General features: G+C 47.3%; 20 protein-coding genes. 1 reads left to right on the top strand and 19 read right to left on the bottom strand.

The window, feature by feature from the left end:
* Positions 1-72: 72 nt before the first annotated feature.
* The 14 genes from DRW41_RS12610 to DRW41_RS12545 form a co-directional block, all read right to left on the bottom strand.
* Positions 73-1266 (bottom strand): pyridoxal phosphate-dependent aminotransferase, encoded by a 1194-nt coding sequence (locus tag DRW41_RS12610; protein WP_115452369.1) that lies wholly within the window; start codon positions 1264-1266, stop codon positions 73-75.
* A 19-nt stretch (positions 1267-1285) separates the two neighbouring features.
* On the bottom strand, positions 1286-1759 hold the full coding sequence (locus tag DRW41_RS12605; RefSeq protein WP_115452368.1) for a cell wall elongation regulator TseB-like domain-containing protein: 474 nt from the start codon (positions 1757-1759) through the stop codon (positions 1286-1288).
* A 12-nt stretch (positions 1760-1771) separates the two neighbouring features.
* Positions 1772-1942 (bottom strand): YpmA family protein, encoded by a 171-nt coding sequence (locus DRW41_RS12600; RefSeq protein ID WP_115452367.1) that lies wholly within the window; start codon positions 1940-1942, stop codon positions 1772-1774.
* Between the two features lie 130 nt (positions 1943-2072).
* The gene (dinG, locus tag DRW41_RS12595; protein ID WP_115452366.1) at positions 2073-4859 is read right to left on the bottom strand and encodes an ATP-dependent DNA helicase DinG; all 2787 of its coding nucleotides are present in this window, start codon (positions 4857-4859) and stop codon (positions 2073-2075) included.
* Positions 4860-5018: 159 nt separating this feature from the next.
* The gene (gene panD, locus DRW41_RS12590) at positions 5019-5402 is read right to left on the bottom strand and encodes an aspartate 1-decarboxylase (RefSeq protein WP_115452365.1); all 384 of its coding nucleotides are present in this window, start codon (positions 5400-5402) and stop codon (positions 5019-5021) included.
* Positions 5403-5453: 51 nt separating this feature from the next.
* Positions 5454-6299, bottom strand: a complete 846-nt coding sequence (panC, locus tag DRW41_RS12585) for a pantoate--beta-alanine ligase (protein WP_115452364.1) — start codon at positions 6297-6299, stop codon at positions 5454-5456.
* The gene (gene panB, locus DRW41_RS12580) at positions 6296-7132 is read right to left on the bottom strand and encodes a 3-methyl-2-oxobutanoate hydroxymethyltransferase (RefSeq protein ID WP_115452363.1); all 837 of its coding nucleotides are present in this window, start codon (positions 7130-7132) and stop codon (positions 6296-6298) included. Before panB ends, panC begins: the two co-directional genes overlap by 4 nt.
* 235 nt (positions 7133-7367) lie before the next feature.
* Entirely contained in the window at positions 7368-8366 is a 999-nt protein-coding gene (locus DRW41_RS12575) for a biotin--[acetyl-CoA-carboxylase] ligase (protein WP_115452362.1), read from the bottom strand.
* Positions 8339-9538 carry a CCA tRNA nucleotidyltransferase gene (locus DRW41_RS12570; protein ID WP_115452361.1) on the bottom strand — a complete coding sequence of 400 codons (1200 nt, stop codon included), beginning with the start codon at positions 9536-9538 and terminating at the stop codon, positions 8339-8341. The genes DRW41_RS12575 and DRW41_RS12570 overlap by 28 nt, the downstream gene beginning before the upstream one ends.
* 11 nt (positions 9539-9549) lie before the next feature.
* Entirely contained in the window at positions 9550-10677 is a 1128-nt protein-coding gene (gene bshA, locus DRW41_RS12565; RefSeq protein ID WP_115452360.1) for an N-acetyl-alpha-D-glucosaminyl L-malate synthase BshA, read from the bottom strand.
* Positions 10674-11396 (bottom strand): bacillithiol biosynthesis deacetylase BshB1, encoded by a 723-nt coding sequence (gene bshB1, locus DRW41_RS12560; protein ID WP_115452359.1) that lies wholly within the window; start codon positions 11394-11396, stop codon positions 10674-10676. Before bshB1 ends, bshA begins: the two co-directional genes overlap by 4 nt.
* Positions 11380-11799 (bottom strand): methylglyoxal synthase, encoded by a 420-nt coding sequence (mgsA, locus tag DRW41_RS12555; protein WP_115452358.1) that lies wholly within the window; start codon positions 11797-11799, stop codon positions 11380-11382. The genes bshB1 and mgsA overlap by 17 nt, the downstream gene beginning before the upstream one ends.
* 11 nt (positions 11800-11810) lie before the next feature.
* Positions 11811-12611, bottom strand: a complete 801-nt coding sequence (gene dapB / locus DRW41_RS12550; RefSeq protein ID WP_115452357.1) for a 4-hydroxy-tetrahydrodipicolinate reductase — start codon at positions 12609-12611, stop codon at positions 11811-11813.
* Positions 12612-12632: 21 nt separating this feature from the next.
* On the bottom strand, positions 12633-12956 hold the full coding sequence (locus tag DRW41_RS12545) for a nucleotide pyrophosphohydrolase (RefSeq protein ID WP_115452356.1): 324 nt from the start codon (positions 12954-12956) through the stop codon (positions 12633-12635).
* A gap of 199 nt (positions 12957-13155) precedes the next feature.
* Between DRW41_RS12545 and DRW41_RS12540 the strand changes: the two genes are divergently transcribed.
* Positions 13156-14028, top strand: coding sequence for a YitT family protein (locus DRW41_RS12540; protein ID WP_115452355.1), 873 nt, complete (start codon positions 13156-13158; stop codon positions 14026-14028).
* Positions 14029-14121: 93 nt separating this feature from the next.
* Here the strand turns inward: DRW41_RS12540 and DRW41_RS12535 are convergent, their stop codons facing one another.
* The 5 genes from DRW41_RS12535 to qcrB form a co-directional block, all read right to left on the bottom strand.
* A complete protein-coding gene (locus tag DRW41_RS12535) occupies positions 14122-14796 on the bottom strand; it encodes a zinc metallopeptidase (protein WP_115452354.1) in 675 nt (224 codons plus the stop codon).
* A gap of 59 nt (positions 14797-14855) precedes the next feature.
* Positions 14856-15650, bottom strand: coding sequence for a sporulation protein YpjB (gene ypjB / locus DRW41_RS12530; protein ID WP_115452353.1), 795 nt, complete (start codon positions 15648-15650; stop codon positions 14856-14858).
* Between the two features lie 93 nt (positions 15651-15743).
* Positions 15744-16343: a lipoprotein heptaprenylglyceryl N-acetyltransferase LhaT gene (lhaT, locus tag DRW41_RS12525; RefSeq protein WP_439330873.1), complete on the bottom strand. Its 600-nt coding sequence runs from the start codon at positions 16341-16343 to the stop codon at positions 15744-15746.
* Positions 16344-16439: 96 nt separating this feature from the next.
* Positions 16440-17207, bottom strand: a complete 768-nt coding sequence (locus tag DRW41_RS12520) for a menaquinol-cytochrome c reductase cytochrome b/c subunit (protein WP_115452352.1) — start codon at positions 17205-17207, stop codon at positions 16440-16442.
* A gap of 296 nt (positions 17208-17503) precedes the next feature.
* Complete coding sequence (gene qcrB / locus DRW41_RS12515) at positions 17504-18178, bottom strand: menaquinol-cytochrome c reductase cytochrome b subunit (RefSeq protein WP_048825254.1); 675 nt, start codon at positions 18176-18178, stop codon at positions 17504-17506.
* Between the last annotated feature and the right edge of the window lies 1 nt (position 18179).

Raw genomic sequence — 18179 nt, 5'->3', positions numbered from 1 at the left:
TGTATCACCCTATTATACAATTGTAAAAATTCTCAAGCAAGGGAACTGGAAACCCGTTCCCTCGCTCCTGTTTTATTTTTGCATCCTTTCCGCCACAAAAGATTGGATCCGGCGGATGGCTTCTTCAAGATTTTCAAGGGACGTGGCATACGAAAGCCTGATATTATCAGGCGCTCCAAACCCCGAGCCTGGAATAACGGCCACTTTTGCTTTTTCGAGGAGCGCTTCCGAAAATTCATCTGCATCCTTATAGCCGCACGCCTTTACAGCTTCAGTGACATTTGGGAAAAGATAAAATGCCCCTTGCGGCTTCAAACAACTGAAGCCAGGAATGGAAACGAGATCTGCAAATACTTTTTCCAGCCTGCCTTCAAAGGATTTCTTCATTTCTTCCACAGGCTTCTGCGTTCCCCTGTAAGCTTCAATTGTCGCATACTGGGCAGTCGTTGTGGGGTTGGAAGTACTATGGCTCGCGAGGTTGGTCATCGCCTCTACGATTTCCTTATTGCCGGCGGCATACCCAATCCTCCAGCCTGTCATTGAATGGGATTTGGAAACGCCATTCACGACAACGGTTTGTTCCTTCAAATCAGGAGAAATCTGAGCGATGGAAACATGTTTGTTACCGCCGTAGACAAGCTTTTCGTATATTTCATCGGATACGATTAGCACATTGTGCTTTAGGCAAATTTCGCCGATCGCCTCGAGCTCTTCTTTTGAATAAACCATTCCTGTCGGGTTTCCCGGCGAATTGATGATGACCGCTTTGGTCCGATTGGTGATTGCCTCCTCAAGCTGGCGCGGGCTGATTTTAAAATTGCTGTTTTCCTTGCATTCTACGATAACTGGCACTCCGTCGGCCAGCTTTACCTGCTCAGGGTAGCTCACCCAGTATGGGGATGGAATGATGACCTCGTCACCCTCGTCAAGTAAAACCTGAAAAAGTGTATAAAGGATATGCTTGGCGCCATTCCCGACAATGATCTCATTCATCGCATAATTGATCCCCTGGTCTTTGGAGAATTTTTCCGAAATTGCTTTCTTCAATTCAGGCAGGCCAGATGAAGGGGTGTATTTTGTATGCCCTTCATCCATTGATTTCTTGGCTGCCTCCAGAATATGTTCCGGAGTGTTAAAATCGGGCTCACCCGCTCCAAGTCCAATGATTCCGTGCCCTTGGCTTTGCAATTCCTTTGCTTTAGCGGTGATAGCCAATGTCGGAGATGGGGACAATGCGAGCACCCTGCGGGCCAATGTTGTTTTCATTCTGTTACCTCCAGCTTGATTAAAGATCTCTAATTAATTTATACATATCCCCAGTATCGAAATACACATAATAGTAATTCAACAACCCATCCCCAGAGGTATAGTAAACCTCCCAGAATGGAACGCCATTTTCCATTCCCGGCCTGACAGCAATAATCCTTTCCGGGTTTTCTTCTTTTTTCACTTTGTCGATTGCCTGGCTTTTCGTGATGCCATCGGAAATCTTCCGGACCACGGGCTCCCCGCCTTTTTCCGGTATCCAGGCGATGGCTTTCTGCCCTTTTTTATTTGTACCCTCTACAACGTATACTGTTTCGCTGCCATGATACAAAAAGAAACGGCCTGTTTCCGTGATTCCCGCCTCTTCCCTGGCAATTTGGACCGCCTTCTGTTCCGCGGCCCTGACAGGACTCGTCGCGTTTGTATAAATCCACCCGGCAATTCCCGTGGCCAATGCTAAGATTAGAATAGTGTATAGGACAATTTTTTTCACTTCTTCGCCCCTTTACGTCCGGTAAATCGTAAAAATCGCCTTTGAATGATCGTTGCTGTCAAGCGCCAGCCCAAACATAAGGTCCCTGTCCTTCAAACATCTGTTTAACGCATCCACGACCTTGTACAGGTCTGGGCTATTTTGGATTTTTACAGTTGAAAGAACTTCAATTTTGCTTTCCATGAAACATCCTCCATCAAATCTTCACCATAGGTCTACAGGGCGAGATTGGTATTTACTAATTATATCAGGTTACAGTTTGATTGGTAAAAAACAAACCAATCGTTTCAAAAAGAAAAAATCGGCAAAATCCTTACAGCCACCTTTCAATTTCATCAATGACTTCTACTATCCCGGCTTTCTTGATTGAAACTGGAGGGATTGAATCCAGAAAAGCCTTCCCATAGGAGGATTCACCGAGCCGTTTGTCAAAAACAACGATTGCCCCCCTGTCGGTCCCCGTCCGGATAAGCCTTCCAAAACCTTGTTTGAACCTTAGGACAGCTTCTGGAAGAGAATATTCGGAAAATGGCCTTCCTCCTCTTTGCTCAATCAGCTCGCATTTTGCTTTCGTAAATGGTTCGTCCGGAGGGCTGAAGGGCAGGCGGACGACAATAAGGCAGGACAGCCCTTCCCCCGGGATATCGATACCTTCCCAAAAACTGTTTGTCCCGAAAAGAACCGCCTTTTCATACTTCTGGAAGCTTCGGGTGAGCCTTGATCGGCTTCCGCCTGTAATTCCTTGGGCAATAAGGGCATATTCCGATAAAAGACCGCTTTCCTTAACTAATTCATAAGTCTTTTTCAGCATATCGTGAGAAGTGAAAAGCACAAGCAGCCTCCCTCTGGCGGCGTCACAAATCGAAATGATCCTTCCAGCAATTTCGGCAATATACTCGCCCTGCGGAACGGAATTGATTTCTGGCAGATCGGTGGAAATGAATAATTTAACATTCTCCCTATAATCGAAAGGCGAAGGGATTGAAAGCAAATTTACATAGCTAGGATCGATTCCCAGACCATCCAGGGAAAAACGGAAGGAATTGTTCACCGTCAATGTAGCCGAAGTTAAAACGACCGATTTCTTCACCATGAAAAATTCGTCTGAAATTTCATTAGCTACCGACACAGGCGCCGAAATCAGCCCGGTCGTATTCTGGGAGGCCCTTAAATCAGTTTCAATCCATTTCACAAAGCCATGCCCGCTTGTAAAAAAACTGCCAATGCTGGTTCTCAAAGCTTCAATTTCCGCAAGAAAGGCAACGAGGCTTCCCGCGAGGCCAGACGATTCTTTTGGATTTAATCCTTTCACCGCGCTTAACATCGCATTTGCCGCAGAATGCAAATCCTTAAGACAGAATGAAAACCGGCTTGCGGCATTTTTTAGTGCCTCCCATTCATTACGGTTCCGGGATTCGCTAATTCTGACTTTCAAACGCTTTGATGGGCTCTTATTCCCTCTTCTCGCGGCATAGGAAACAGCCAGCCTGAAAAATTCATCCATTTCCACGATTGTTCCAGCAACAAGCTCGTTCAGCTTTAGCTGGGGAATGACCTTTTCGCGGAGTGGCAGCGCCCTGATTGCTTTCTCTGCCTTATAGAAAAGCTGTTTCTGTTCAAAAAGCCCGAAATGCCCAATCGCAAGCCGAGCTCCCAAATAATCTACCCTTACCCCAAAATGCATTCCCGCGGCTTTTTCAAAATGATGTCCTTCGTCTAAAACAGCATAGTTATATTCAGGCAAAACCGCGCCATCGGCTTCAAGGTCGGAAAGAATGAGGGCATGGTTTGTAATCAGGAGATCCGCGTTAGCGGCGTTCTTCCGTGCCCTATTATAAAAATCGTATTCCTGCCAAGCAATGCTCACCGGAAGGCCATCCTTTTCATTCCGGATTGTATTCCAATAAAGGAGTCCGCCACTTGATAAGTTCAATTCATCCTTGTCGCCATGAACCGTTCTTGTTAACCAGACGAGGATTTGCATTTTGGCAAGGGCTGTATCATAGTTGTCATTTTCCTCTTCCAGACTTTTGGCAAACTTCCCTAATGATATGTAATTATTCCGGCCTTTTAGAAGGGCCGATTTAACTGGAAAAGGGACGATTCTTTCCAAAAGCGGGATTTCCTTCTCCAGAAGCTGCTGCTGAAGCTGGATAGTATGCGTGCTGATGACAACCCTCGTCTGGTTTGCTTTTGCGAAATACGCCGCAGGCAAAAGATACCCAAGCGACTTACCGATCCCGGTTCCCGCTTCGATTAAAGCATGGGTCCCATTCTCAAAAGAATGGAAAACTTCGTCCATCATCTCGAATTGGCCAGTCCTTGGTTCCAGCGAAGCGGCAGAATTTCGGATTAACCCAAGCTTTTCTTCAACGCTGAATGGATAGATCAAATGATTCGCGCCATCCTTATCGAATATAATTGTTTCAAACTGCTTTTTCAGGACGATGCCATTAACGGTCACAAGTGTATCAGGCAAATTTGCCTCCGGAGTTTTCCCTAGGGCAATTGCGTGAAGGAGCAGATTCAGGTCGCTTTTCAAACCATTTGCAAGTGAAGCAAGCTGATTAAGGACTTTTTCCGGCAATTTCCCGATTCTATCCAGGTATAATAGGAACAATTCTGCGGTTACATAAGCATCGCTATCCGCCTGGTGAGGCCTGTCGTGTGAAAGTCCTTCCTTTTCCGCAAGGTCGGCCAGTTTATAACTATCGGCTTCCGGTTCCATGAACCGCGCCAATTCAACTGTATCAATAACCGGCCCTGAAAAAGCTTCCTCTCCCGCCATTAGGAGTTCTTCCTGTAAAAAGCCCAAATCGAAAAGAACGTTATGGGCAACAAAATATGCACCTTTAAGAAGGGAGGATACTTTCCCGGCTATTTCCTGGAACAACGGGGCATCTCTTACATCCGAGTCCCTAAGCCCGGTCAATTCTTCAATGAAAGCAGGGATGGGCTGCAACGGATTGACGAGGGAGGAAAATTCTTCAGTAATTTTTCCGTTTTCGATAACCACCGCGGCAAATTGGATGATCCGGTCGCCTTTTTTAGGCGAATTCCCTGTTGTTTCCAAGTCGACTACTACAAATTTCTTGGCCATTCTTAAACACCCCAACTATTCATTCAAACAAAACGGTACCATAAAAACAGAAAAATAAAAAGCGGGGGAAACAGAAAGGGCGTCGCCCAAATCCGCTTAAGCGATAAGGAGTAGCCGAAATGCCGAAAAAGAAAACTCCCCACGGAAGGGAGTTTTCATTTACATGATCGTATTGGCCGGTTCGGCATGGATAAGCTCAACAATTTGGTTGTTTTCATCCATTATCGCAACCTTTGGCATGTGCGAAGCGATTTTTTCTTCTGGCACAAGAACATACGAAATAATGATGACAACGTCACCTTCCTGCACAAGCCTCGCTGCTGCCCCGTTAAGGCAAACGACTCCGCTGCCTCGTTCCCCGGGAATGATATACGTTTCAAGCCTTGCCCCATTGTTATTGTTTACGATTTGGACCTTTTCATTTGCGGCCATTCCAACAGCATCTAGTAAATCCTCGTCGATCGTGATGCTCCCGACATAGTTGAGGTTAGCTTCTGTAACCCTTGCCCTGTGGATTTTTCCGTTCATCATGGTGCGGAACATTCGTTTCTCTCCTCCATATTCCGGCTTTCTTCGCAAAAAAGCAATCCGGTATTAAACATCAAAAAGCATATTATCAATTAGCCTTGCAGCCGAAAAACGGACAGCAAGCGCGATAATGAATCGGCCTTCAAGCACATCGATCGGCTTCAATTCCGGATAGGTGTAAATTTCGATATAATCAATTTTCCCGCTGGTCCGAGTTTCAATAATTTTTTTCATCAATTCAATGATGGTTTCGGGATCTCTGTTCCCATTCTCGATGGCTGCACGCGCCGCTATGAGGCTTTCATGGAGGGCAGTGGCCTCTTTTCTTTCCGCTGATGTCAAAAAAACATTTCTGGAGCTTTTTGCGAGCCCGTCTTCCTCCCTTACCGTTTCAACGGGAACCAGCTTCACCGGAAAATTAAAGTCCTTTATGAGCCCTTCGATAACAGCGACTTGCTGTGCATCCTTTTGCCCAAAATAAGCTTTATCAGGAAGGACTATATTGAATAGTTTGGTCAGGACGGTAGCGACTCCATCAAAATGGCCTGGCCTAGATTTTCCGCAAAGCACATCGGTCCGTTCCTTTACGGTGGCCGTCACTGACGGAGGGGTAGGGTACATTTCAGGAACGGAAGGAGCGAATATGTAATCCGCTCCCGCCTTCTCTGCAATCCCCTTGTCATGGCCCAAATCCCTGGGATAGGAATCATAGTCCTCTGCCGGGCCGAATTGGAGCGGATTTACAAATATGCTTACAACAACGATATCATTTTCTGCCCGCGCCTTTTCAATCAGGGAAAGATGACCTTCATGAAGATAGCCCATGGTAGGAACGAAACCAATTGTACGGCCATTCCTTTTATGTTCATTTATCTCATTTCGAAATTCAGTGATTCTTTCAAATACTTTCATTCCTTCATACCGTAAAGGGCCTGCAGCTCTTCTTCCTTCATTGTAAATGTATGGATCGTTTCAGGAAACTGGCCCGTTTTGACTTCGGAGATGTACTGGCCGAGCATCTCTGTAATGTTTGCGCTTGCCTGTCCGTATTGCTTAACGAACTTTGGAACCCTGCCGGATCCGTAACCAACAAGGTCATGGTAAACAAGAACCTGGCCGTCAACGCCAGAGCCGGCCCCGATTCCAATGACAGGAATGGTGATCTTACTGGAAACCTCGGCTGCGAGCTGTTTTGGGACGCATTCCAGGACAAGGGCGAATGCCCCGGCCTCTTCGCAAAGCCGCGCATCCTCAATCAATTTCATTGCTGCTTCCGCGTCCTTTCCCTGGACTTTGTAGCCGCCCAGCACTCCGACGGACTGAGGCGTTAACCCAAGATGGGCCATAACCGGAACACCAGCGGTCGTCAGTGCTTTTATTTTCCCAAGCACTTCATCCGCGCCTTCAAGCTTTACGGCATGGGCGCCCGTCTCCTGAATGATCCTTGCTGCATTAACAAGGGTATCCCCGGTTGACACATGGTAGCTCATGAAAGGCATGTCGACAACAATAAAGGTATCGGTGGCGCCCCTCCTGACAGCTTTCGAGTGGTGCACCATATCATTGATTGTGACAGGCACTGTTGTTTCATATCCAAGGACGACCATGCCAAGGGAATCCCCGACGAGAATCATATCGATTCCAGCCTGCTCCGCCGTCTTCGCCGAAGGGTAGTCATACGCTGTCACCATTGCGATTTTCTCCCCGGCTTCTTTCATTTTTAAAAAATCTGTCGTTTGCTTCATCCAATATCCTCCTTCTTTTCGGAAGAGGGGTTAACGGACATGCCGCCAGCATGAAAAAAGATCCAGCTGAAGGCAGAGGATCCCGTTCGAAAAATGTGTTTTATCCCTCTGTCCCGGTCCTTTTACGGATCTAGGCAGAAACCGTTTTTAATTGTCCTTGCAAAAGGTGCAGTTCACCAGGATACCGCCCAAACGAATTATAGCAAAAAACCCCTTTCCATTGCTACAGAAAAAACTAGGAAAGGGGGAAATCAATATCAGCTGAATAGATCAAATGTACCTTGCCGCCGTCGCCCTCAATTTCCAGGACTCCATCATCGGTTATCCCAAGCGCCCGTCCTTCAATCACGCCGTTATAGGTCCTGGCCCTCATCCTTCCTCCGATTCCTTTGGCATAGCTTTCCCAAAGGAGTTTGATTGGATAAAAGCCCTTTTCCAAATACATAAGATACAGCTTCTCGAATTGTGCGCAAAACTCTCTTATAATTTTTGATCTTGAGGCTTCACTTCCGGTTTCCATCGCTACGGAAGTGGCAATATCCTTTAATTCTTCCGGGAAATCGCCGATCTTCTGGTTTACATTCATGCCAATCCCAATGATGACCGAGTGGATCCTGTCCGATTCCGCCTGGAGTTCGGTAAGGATTCCGGTGATTTTTTTTCCTTCCACTAGCAGGTCATTCGGCCATTTGATTTCCGGGGTTATTCCCGCGGCTTCTTCAATTGCCGTTGCAACAGCTACAGCGGCCAAAAGTGTCAGCTGGGGGGCTTTTTGTGGCGGGATATTGGGTCGGAGGAGAAGGCTCATCCAGATGCCGGTCCCTTTCGGCGAATGCCATTTCCTGTCCATCCTCCCTCTACCGGCTGTCTGCTCGTCGGCTACTACAAGCGTACCTTCAGGAGCCTTATCCTGTGAAAGCAAAAGGGCAACCTTTTGAGTCGAATCGACTGTTTCACGGTAAAAGATCGATTGCCCAATAAACCGCGTTTTCAAGCCAAGCCTGATATCATCCCCTGTCAAAGCGGTAGGGGTTTCGGCAATCCGATATCCCTTCCTTTTTACAGCTTGGACCACGAAACCTTCTTCGCGGAGGCCTTCTATATGCTTCCAGACGGCCGTGCGCGAGCAGCCAATCAGATTTGCGAGAGCCTGGCCGGACAAAAAACCGCCATCTGCCTCGGCGAAGGCATCCAAAAGCTTTTTCCTTATATCCGATTGCACTTTGCCAGCCACTCCTTTATCTTAGCTTCATTATTTTCAAGTACGCCCAGAAGAACGGCACGTTCAACCGCAGCCAATTTTTCCTTTACCCACGGGCCGCCGTTTTTTCCCTCCCAGCGGATAATATCTCCGCCGGATACTGAAAGTTCCTTTTTATCCTTGATGGGAAGCTTTTCGTAAGTTGAAAGCCACCTCTCCATCGTTTGGTCATCCGAGTTGCCTCCCGCCGCACCAACAAGTCTCTCAGTGGCGGCGATTGCCTCCTTCCCCGCTTCAAACAGCAAGGTGACATCCCAGTCGGACGACATCCTTTCTTTCATGTAAAAAAGGAGGCGGGTGAGCCAGGCAATTTGCCTGTTGGACATTTTCCATGAACGTAAAAACGTTTCCGCTTCCTGCTTCTCGAATCCAAGGCAATAAAGGAGCAAGACCCACATTTCATCCGAAGTAAGATTTCGGTCATCGAGCATGAGGAAAGCCTCCAAATCCGCTTCCTTCCCGCTTAACCCAGGCAGATATTCGATCATGCCAGTCCGAATCATAATATGCAGTGCTTCTTTTCTCCATTTGCCGCCGAGGAGTTTTTCAAATTCAGCCCTTTTACGTTCCACTGCGATGTGGCGAAGCAAAGAATTCGACTTTTTCAAGGAGGCGAAAGTGGCTTTTTCAATTTTGAACCCAAGCTGGCTTACGAATCTGGCGGCCCTCATCATGCGGAGCGCGTCTTCGCCAAACCGGTCGGCAGGGTCGCCGACTGTCCTGATTTCCCTTCCGGCTATATCCTCCTTGCCTCCGAAAGGGTCTATCAAATTACCGTTCCTGTCCATGGCCATCGCATTTATCGTAAAATCACGCCGCTTGAGATCCTCATGCAGCGATGTAACAAACTCAACCTTATCGGGACGCCTGAAATCCGCATAGCCGGATTCAGTGCGGTAAGTGGTCACCTCATACGAATTTCCTTTGTAGAGAACAAGGACTGTCCCATGCTCAATCCCGATGTCAACTGTTTTCGCGAAAATTCCCTTGATTTGTTCAGGACGTGCGGATGTCGCGATATCGATATCGCCAATCGGCCTTGATACGATCATATCCCTCACCGATCCACCGACAAAGTAGGCTTCATGCCCCGCTTTATGGATTGCATCAAGAACCGGAAGCGCTTCTTTGAATGGCTTCTCCATTACCCTCACCCTTATTCCAGGAGTTTATAATATAGATTTTCATACTGGCTGACAATCTTGTCGGCTTTGAAACGTTCTTTTACCCCGATTGAAGCCTGGTATGATAATTCCCTATGGAGCGATTCATCCGATAGCAGGGTAATCGCCTTATTGGCAATTGCCTCAATGTCTCCCAATGGGCAAATATAACCGTTCTCCCCATCGATGATTACCTCCGGAATTCCGCCAATCGCTGTACCGATGCAAGGCACTCCGCATGCCATTGCTTCGAGTGCTGCGAGGCCAAAACTTTCTTTTTCGGAAAGCAGGAGCATTAAATCACTTATCGAATATAATTCCTCAACATTATCCTGCTTGCCTAGGAAAAGGACTTTTTCCTTTAAGCCTAGCTCCGAGACAAGCTTCAACACATTTCGTATTTCAGGGCCATCCCCGACAAGCAACAATTTGGCTGGCATTGCCTTTGCTACTCGGGCGAACGCCTGGATGACATCTGGCACCCTTTTAACAGGACGGAAGTTCGAAACATGTATGACAACTTTTTCTTCTTTGCTGATCCCAAGTTTATCCTTAAGGTCTGTTTCACCAAGCCGCAAATAGATTCTATCGTCAATAAAATTATAAACGGTCTGGATTTCCTTATCAGGCTTTAAAAGCTCCATTGTCTGGGAAACTAGGGAGTTTGATACCGCGGTTACAATATCCGACTTTTCGATTCCAAATTTAATCGCATCAGATAGAGATGCATCATTTCCCAATACAGTAATATCGGTACCGTGGAGCGTTGTAACAATTTTCAAATCCCTGCCGCTCATTTCCCTCGCAAGGATGGCGCACACAGCATGAGGAATCGCATAATGGACATGCAGCAAATCCAGGCTTTCCTGGTTAGCTACCTCCGCCATTTTACTGGCCAGGGCGATGTCGTATGGCGGGTATTGAAAAACCGAATATTGATTTACCTCGACCTGGTGATAGTGGATGTTGTGGTACATCCGGGTAAGCCTGAATGGCATGCTGGAGGTAATAAAATGGATTTCATGGCCTTTTTCGGCAAGCAATTTTCCAAGCTCAGTAGCTATTATCCCGGAACCCCCGACTGAGGGGTAGCAAGTAATCCCTATTTTTAATTTCTTCATTTCTTTCTTTCTCCTATCAAATCCAGGTCTAGCAGCAAGGGGGCGCCTGTTTTAAACCCTTCGGCAAACATGACGCCGGCCTGTTTTCCAAAAAGGCTTTCCCTCGCTTCGATGGATTCGATATATCCATTGACGAGCGGAGTGTCGAAACTTTCCGCGCTTTTGACAAACTGGCTTTTATATGAATTTAGGGCTTCCCTTTTCTTATCTATGTAATCCGAAATATCAATCAGGAAATCCGGTGAATGGAACCCATTGATCATGTAATAATGCAGGGCAGCTGCCTTAAAAGGCGGGGAGCCCGTCCCATCTTCATACTTCCTGATTCCGGCTGAAAAAACCGCCTCCCTGACTAGTAGCGCGCAATTTCCATGGTCGGGATGCCTGTCTTCCAAATAAGGGGCGAAAATCACTTTTGGCCGGTATTTCCTGATTGCTGCGACAATTTTCCTTATGTACTCCTGCTCAAGAAAAAGCCCCCTGTCCGGGAGATCCAGTGCAAGCCGCTCGGCTCCAAGAATGGCCGCGGCTTCGCCAGCTTCTTTTTTCCTCGTTTCCACATCGCCGTTTGAAGATAACTCAGCCTGCGTCAAATCGCAAATCACGATTTTCTTTCCCCTCGCTGAGAATTTGGCTATCGCACCGCCCATCCCGATTTCAACATCGTCGGCATGGGCGCCGAATGCGAGAATGTCAACCCCGCTAAATGGTTCCTTCATTCTCGGTCCCCCTTGCTATCGCTCTCCATTCCAAATGGCCGTCCTCAATACCCTTGATCAAGACTTCTGCCGTCCCCATATTCGTAGCCAATGGAATGGAATACACATCACAGAGGCGCAGCAGGGCGCTAATATCCGGTTCATGCGGCTGCGCAGTCAGCGGATCCCTGAAAAAGAAGATTGAATCCATTTGGTTTTTTGCGACCAGCGCGCCAATTTCCTGATCACCTCCCAGTGGTCCGGACTTAAATCGTGTCACCTCGAGCCCGGTTGCTTCGGCAATCCTTTTTCCGGTTGTTCCCGTCGCGAACAGGGAGTGCTTGGCAAAAATATCCCGGTAAGCGACAGTAAACTGCACGAGGTCATCTTTCTTCTTATCATGGGCGATTAATGCAATGTTCACAGTCTCTTCACCTATTCCATAATATTTTCGAGTCCATATACGAATGAGTCGATTTTCATGACCGTTTCCACGGCCGCTTTTACACCTGACATAAAGGAAGCTCTGTTGTAGGAATCGTGCCTGATTTTAAGCGTCTGACCGTCAGAGCCAAACAAAACCTCCTGATGGGCGACCAGGCCGGGAAGCCGGACAGAATGGATGCGCATCCCCTCCAAATCCGCTCCTCGGGCTCCTGGAAGGGTTTCCTTTTCCTCCGGATGGCCCTGCTTCTTTGGTTGCCTTTCTTCGGTAATCAGCTGGGCTGTTTTAATAGCCGTGCCTGAAGGGGCATCAAGTTTTCTGTCGTGATGCATTTCGATGATTTCAACATCATCAAAATATTTAGCAGCCATCTTAGCGAATTTCATCATTAGCACAGCCCCAATCGCAAAGTTCGGAGCGATAATGCAGCCAATCCCCTTTTCCGATGAAAGTTCCTTAAGCTCTTCAAGGTCTTCGGGCGTGAAACCGGTTGTCCCGATTACCGGCCTTACATTGTGCACCAATGCCGTCCTTGCATGATGCATACCGGATTCTGGCACTGTGAGATCGACCAGGACATCCGCATTTACCGCCTGAAGGCACTCCTCTATATCCGAGTAAACCGGAACTTCCGTGAGAGGATAATGTCCTATTTCCCCCAATGTAAGGCCGTTGTTCTTCCGATCAAGCACAGCCATGAGCTCAAAGCCTGGAGTTTCATAGGCAAGCTTTACGGCTTCCGACCCCATCCTTCCGCGCGGTCCAGCGATTACAATCTTTATTTTTTCCATTCCCACCACTCCATCTATCCGTTATTTTTTTGTCCAGCGATCTTTATCCCTTGTCCTGAATTTTTCCATTACCATGTCATGGGCCTGCTGAAGGTCAATATTCAAGGAATTCGCCAGGCAAATCAGCACAAACAGCACATCGCCAATTTCTTCATTAACAGTCTTTTCTTTTTCAGTTTTCTTTTTAGGTTTTTCACCATAATAATGGTTGATTTCCCGGGCCAGTTCGCCAAGCTCTTCCGTAAGCCTGGCCATCATGGCAAGCGGGCTGAAATAGCCTTCCTTAAACTGCCCAATATGCTCGTCCACTTCTTTTTGCAGCTGCACGACCGTCTTTTCAGCCATTAAAACCACCCCAATATGTAGTTAACTTCAGGTTTATGAATATTGTCTGAAGGCTATAGCTTTCATGTTAGCTAAATTATTTTCCGTTTACAATATTATTGCATATGTGGGATTTTCGCCGCAATTGCCCTAAGCCTTTTTATCGGCTATAATTAAATCCGCTTTGATGGGGCAAAATATGGCAAAGGAGGAACCAAATATGATATTTGGCCTTAAAGTGAAAAATATTTTATTGATTCTGCTCGGCACGGCAATCATGTCGTTTGGAATCGTAAATTTCAATATCCAAAACAAGCTCGCGGAAGGCGGGGTTACCGGCATTACCATCCTGCTCTATTTTTTGTTTAAATTCAATCCCGCCTATACAAATCTTCTGATAAACATCCCCTTGTTTTTTATCGGCTGGAAGCTGCTCGGCCGAAAATCCTTTTATTATACAGTCATCGGCACAGTGGCGGTTTCGGTATTTTTATGGATTTTCCAAAAGGTTCCCATTAACATGCCACTCAAAGACGACCTCCTTCTCGCCGCGTTGTTCGCAGGCGTCTGCATTGGCGGCGGCCTTGGAATTATTTTCAGGTTTGGCGGTACATCGGGCGGGGTTGATATTATCGCGCGGGTAGCGCAAAAATATTGGGGCTTCAGCATGGGCCGGACCATGTTCCTGTTCGATGCGCTCGTTATCCTGGCATCGTTGCTGACGTATTTGAATTACAGGGAAGCAATGTATACACTTGTAGCGGTTTTCGTTGGTGCCAGGGTTATAGATGTGTTGGCTGAAGGAGCATATTCCGCAAGGGGCGCGATGATTATTTCCGAGAAGAACACAGAGATCGCGGAGAAAATCCTTATCGAGCTTGACCGTGGCGTAACAGTGCTCAAAGGCTATGGGTATTTCACTAAAAATGACAGGGAAGTGCTGTATTGCGTCGTTCCCAAAAATGAAATTATACGGCTTAAAAATGTAATTACCTCGGTCGACCCCCACGCCTTTGTTTCGGTTACAGCCGTCCATGACGTCCTTGGTGAGGGATTTACACTCGATGCAAACAAAGACCCTTTTGAAATATAGAAAAAGAGCGGTGCCATTAATGGCGGCCCGCTCTTTTTCTATAAATGGGGATGTTTTAAATTTGTCCAGCTATGGCTCCTGAGCGAACATTTCTTATTCGCTTCGGTTCATCCCGGTATAGATGAGGATCAGCCTTACAAGCTCTAGGACGGCTACAGCGGCTGCAGCGACATAAGTCAATGCAGCTGCATCGAGGACTTTCTTCGTGTTCCGTTCCTCTTCGTTGCGGATGATCCCGAGTGAGATGACCTGGTCCATCGCCCTTGATGATGCATTAAATTCAACCGGAAGTGTTACTACCTGAAACAATACAGCTGCCGCCATGAAGGCGATGCCGAGGAGAAGCATACCCTGAAGGTGCGCCAGAATTCCAATCAAAATCAATACCCAAGAGAAATTGCTCCCCAGATTGGCGACTGGAACAAGGGCGTGCCTGAAACGTAGGAACGCATAATCCTGCTGGTCCTGTATGGCGTGGCCGACCTCATGGGCAGCGACTGCAGTAGCTGCAAGCGAATGGCCATGGTAAATATCCGGGGAAAGGCGGATCACTTTTGCCCTTGGATCATAATGGTCGCTGAGAAATCCCGTGCCCTGTTCGATCCGCACATCGTAAATGCCATTGGCCTGAAGGATTTCCCTTGCGACCTCAGCACCTGTTTTCCTTGACGATGACGCCACCTTCGAGTACTTATTAAAAGCTCCCTTTACCCTCATTTGTGCCCAAAGGGGAATCAGGATGATCAATGCAAAATAAAGAATAAACATTCATGTGCCTCCTACTAATATCTTGTTGTATAAAATTCTATTTGGGCTGGGGGGCAATGTCAATCTTTTAGCTTAATCGACCGTTTTTGTTCAGTTTCTTTGTCGGCTTTGTATTTTTTCCAGCCAACATACGACAAAGTAAGGATTATGATTCCGCCAGTCGAGAAGATTACCCACCAAAGCGAAGGATCGGCTTCATCCTCCTCTATGCCGTCAAATATATTTTGCAGGTTTGTCCCCAAAGCATCCAGCTCGGCCCTTTCCAACTCACTGGCAGGTTTGGACGGGCTGAAGGCTGACAGGAATTCCACCTTGGCGTTCAGCTTTTGTATAGAATCTGCATGAACATCGATTTTCATGCTGGGATAAATCAAGTCATACAAAGATAAAAAAGAATTAACGCTGGCATGGAATGCGGCGGGATTTCCTTCAACCGCCGCTTGTTTCGCCCCTGAAAAAGACCCCATTACCTGGTCTTCGAGCTCCGCCCAAAGCGGATCACTCGAAGTCGCGAGGGCGTCCATAACAAGCCTGAAACGGGTTACTTTATTCACTTTTTCTGTGTATTCCATTGTGGGGCTAGCAACTGCTTCCATTGCCTCGTCCCTGGACATTGCTACAATCCTGGCTTCGTCAACCGAAAACAGGAAACGTCCTGCGCTCATCGTTTGAAGTTGTTCTGAAAAGTAATTCAACAGTTTCTTGGCATCCTCATATCGCTGGTTCTTGACCATCTGGAAGGCATCATCGGATAAGGTGTCGAGCTGCTCTATTGCCGCCGGCCTTCCGTTCGCCAAAACCTGGACCGGGAATGACACTAATAACAGGACAAAAAGGAAGTATTTAAGCTTCATACATAGCCACCCCTCTCATACTAGTAGAATGTATGAAAAAAAGGACAAGTCTAGAACCTGTCCGGTAGGGCGGCGAAGAAATTCATATTTGGTTTACCCGGCCTGGAGAGTATATTCTCTCCTTCCGTGCCTTACGCAAAAATACCAGGCAATGAAAATGGCAGCAATGGACAGCCAGAAGGTAAAATAGCCAATTTCTTTCGTGTACAAATAAAGCACTTCATACCTAGGCATCATGAAAAACACATAATCAATCACATCATTATGGAGCGTCCAAATAGCCGCGGCAACTAAATGCCACAATTTTATCCTGTAAAAGGGAGCATACAGGAGCCCCTGGACCGCCATCGCAAAATGGGACGCGACGAGCATCCAGCCAGTCCATCCCAAATCACCTGTTACAACCAAAACAAGCAAGTTCATCACGACTGCCCAGATCCCGTATTTAAATAACGTTACAATGGCTAACGCCTCTACGAGCGGCCAGTTTTTCTTCAATAAAAAAGCAATAAGAACGAAGACGAAAAATAGGCTTGCTGTCGGGCTGTCCGGTACAAAAGCTAGGAAAATGGGCGGGGTATCTTTTAATTGCCCTTCATACCAGTAATATCCATAAGCCGTGCCGCCAATATTGACTGCCAGAAGAAGCCACAAAAACGGCCTGTATGCAAGAAAGGGATAAAACATTTTTATCACAATAGTTCCGCCTTTACGAGTTTATGTATAAAAAATCGTATCACAAAATAAGGAAAGAAAAAAGCTGGCGAAATCCATCGCCAGCTTTCCACTCTACTCGCTTTTCAGTGTAGAAATATATTCCGAAAGTTTCTTAAGTTCTTCATCCGTGCCTTTGAAGACTCCGGCAGGCATATTTTTAAAGCCATTCTTCGCAACGTCAGCAACGTGATCTGCCGGGAACCCCTGGTCAATCAGCTTCGCTCCCATGGCTGTTCCCTGAAGTTCACCGCCGTGGCAGCCGATACAGCCTTGAGCCTCGTAAATTTTATATCCTTCAACATCCTTATCAATACCCTGTACGATTTCCCCCTGCCTTTTCGCAGCTTCCCAGTCATGGGTGGCAACGGATTGATAGGTCAGAAAGAAAATGCTGGCAATCGCCAAAAGCATGAATGCGGTTGCGGCCGGGCGCTTTGACGGACGGCGTTCCGGTCCCCGGTCGATGAATGGCGCGAGCAGAAGCGCGCCAAAAGCAAGGCCTGGAATGACCATTGCCCCGACTACAGTGTAAGGGCCGGATGCATAGGAATATTTAAGCAGCTGGTATAAAAACAGGAAGTACCAGTCAGGAAGCGGAATATAACCTGTATCGGTCGGATCCGCAATCCTTTCGAGCGGCGATGGATGCGCCACAGTCAAACATAAAAAACCAACCAGGAATACAGCGCCTACTAGCCATTCCTTCAGGAGGAAGTTTGGCCAAAAGGCTTCGGTCTTCCCGGGATATTCCGAATAATCTTTAGGAATCATAGGTTTGCGCTCGGATGGCGCCAAGACACGTGAGTCGCCAACGAACTTCATACCTTTACCGCGATGCATCGAACAATCCCCTCCTCTTTCGTAACATAGAGCAGGACAAACGCCCTGTCCCTTTCAATTAAATCTTGCCGTGAGCCCCCTACCTTAAAATACAGACGAATCAATATGATTGGCGGGGTTCAGCTGCCCGCAAAGGTCCGATAGGTTAGTTACAGTGAAGCTTGCCGCTGAGTCAGCGGCTTGTTTGAACCAATCGGGTTCTTATTGCAGCTTAATTTGCGCTATAGCGGAGATTCTGGCGACAATAAAACGGAGCTGTCCAACCGCGGAAAACCACCGCAGATGGAACGTTCGCCTTATAGCGGTCCCGAGATACCCTGCTTCCGGATCATCAGGAAGTGGGCTCCCATGAGTCCCAGCAATGCGCCAGGCAAGAAGAATACATGGATTGCGAAGAATCGCGAGATTGTCTGCGCACCAACAATTTCATGGTGCCCAGCCATCAGCGCTTTCAACTGCGGGCCGATCAACGGCGTAGCTTCAACAATTTGCAGCGTTACTTTCGTTGCAAACAGCGCTTTCATATCCCATGGAAGCAGGTAGCCGGTCAGGCCGAGGCCAAGCATGACAAAGAAAATCAGCACGCCGACAATCCAGTTCAATTCGCGTGGTTTTTTATATGCGCCCTGGAAAAATACGCGCAGCGTATGTAAAAACATCATAACAATAACGAGACTCGCGCCCCAATGGTGCATCCCGCGGACAATCTGCCCGAATGCGACTTCATTTTGCAGATAATAAACGGACTGCCATGCATTCTTAATATCAGGCACATAATACATCGTCAGGAACATGCCCGACAAAATCTGGATGACTGTAACAAAGAAGGTCAGGCCGCCAAAACAGTAGACAAATGCAGAGAAATGGTGAGCGGGATTGACGTGCTCAGGTACTTCGTGGTCAGCGATATCGCGCCATAGGGGCGTAATATCCAAACGTTCATCTACCCAATCGTAAATTTTGTTTAACAAT

The organism is Neobacillus piezotolerans, assembly GCF_003362805.1.
Lineage (GTDB): Bacteria > Bacillota > Bacilli > Bacillales > Cytobacillaceae > Bacillus_D > Bacillus_D piezotolerans.
Note: the sequence above shows the minus strand (reverse complement) of the source record. Positions and strands in the feature narration are given on the sequence as shown.

What these genes read in the sequence shown, in the direction of transcription:
- ypjB (WP_115452353.1), bottom strand. Translation starts at nt 15,650, where the DNA reads ATGAAGCTTAAATACTTCCTTTTTGTCCTGTTATTAGTGTCATTCCCG.
- panC (WP_115452364.1), bottom strand. Translation starts at nt 6,299, where the DNA reads ATGAAAGTATTTGAAAGAATCACTGAATTTCGAAATGAGATAAATGAA.
- dinG (WP_115452366.1), bottom strand. Translation starts at nt 4,859, where the DNA reads ATGGCCAAGAAATTTGTAGTAGTCGACTTGGAAACAACAGGGAATTCG.
- bshB1 (WP_115452359.1), bottom strand. Translation starts at nt 11,396, where the DNA reads ATGAAGGAACCATTTAGCGGGGTTGACATTCTCGCATTCGGCGCCCAT.
- DRW41_RS12540 (WP_115452355.1), top strand. Translation starts at nt 13,156, where the DNA reads ATGATATTTGGCCTTAAAGTGAAAAATATTTTATTGATTCTGCTCGGC.
- DRW41_RS12570 (WP_115452361.1), bottom strand. Translation starts at nt 9,538, where the DNA reads ATGGAGAAGCCATTCAAAGAAGCGCTTCCGGTTCTTGATGCAATCCAT.
- DRW41_RS12535 (WP_115452354.1), bottom strand. Translation starts at nt 14,796, where the DNA reads ATGTTTATTCTTTATTTTGCATTGATCATCCTGATTCCCCTTTGGGCA.
- DRW41_RS12520 (WP_115452352.1), bottom strand. Translation starts at nt 17,207, where the DNA reads ATGCATCGCGGTAAAGGTATGAAGTTCGTTGGCGACTCACGTGTCTTG.
- DRW41_RS12545 (WP_115452356.1), bottom strand. Translation starts at nt 12,956, where the DNA reads ATGGCTGAAAAGACGGTCGTGCAGCTGCAAAAAGAAGTGGACGAGCAT.
- panD (WP_115452365.1), bottom strand. Translation starts at nt 5,402, where the DNA reads ATGTTCCGCACCATGATGAACGGAAAAATCCACAGGGCAAGGGTTACA.
- panB (WP_115452363.1), bottom strand. Translation starts at nt 7,132, where the DNA reads ATGAAGCAAACGACAGATTTTTTAAAAATGAAAGAAGCCGGGGAGAAA.
- dapB (WP_115452357.1), bottom strand. Translation starts at nt 12,611, where the DNA reads ATGGAAAAAATAAAGATTGTAATCGCTGGACCGCGCGGAAGGATGGGG.
- bshA (WP_115452360.1), bottom strand. Translation starts at nt 10,677, where the DNA reads ATGAAGAAATTAAAAATAGGGATTACTTGCTACCCCTCAGTCGGGGGT.
- DRW41_RS12600 (WP_115452367.1), bottom strand. Translation starts at nt 1,942, where the DNA reads ATGGAAAGCAAAATTGAAGTTCTTTCAACTGTAAAAATCCAAAATAGC.
- DRW41_RS12610 (WP_115452369.1), bottom strand. Translation starts at nt 1,266, where the DNA reads ATGAAAACAACATTGGCCCGCAGGGTGCTCGCATTGTCCCCATCTCCG.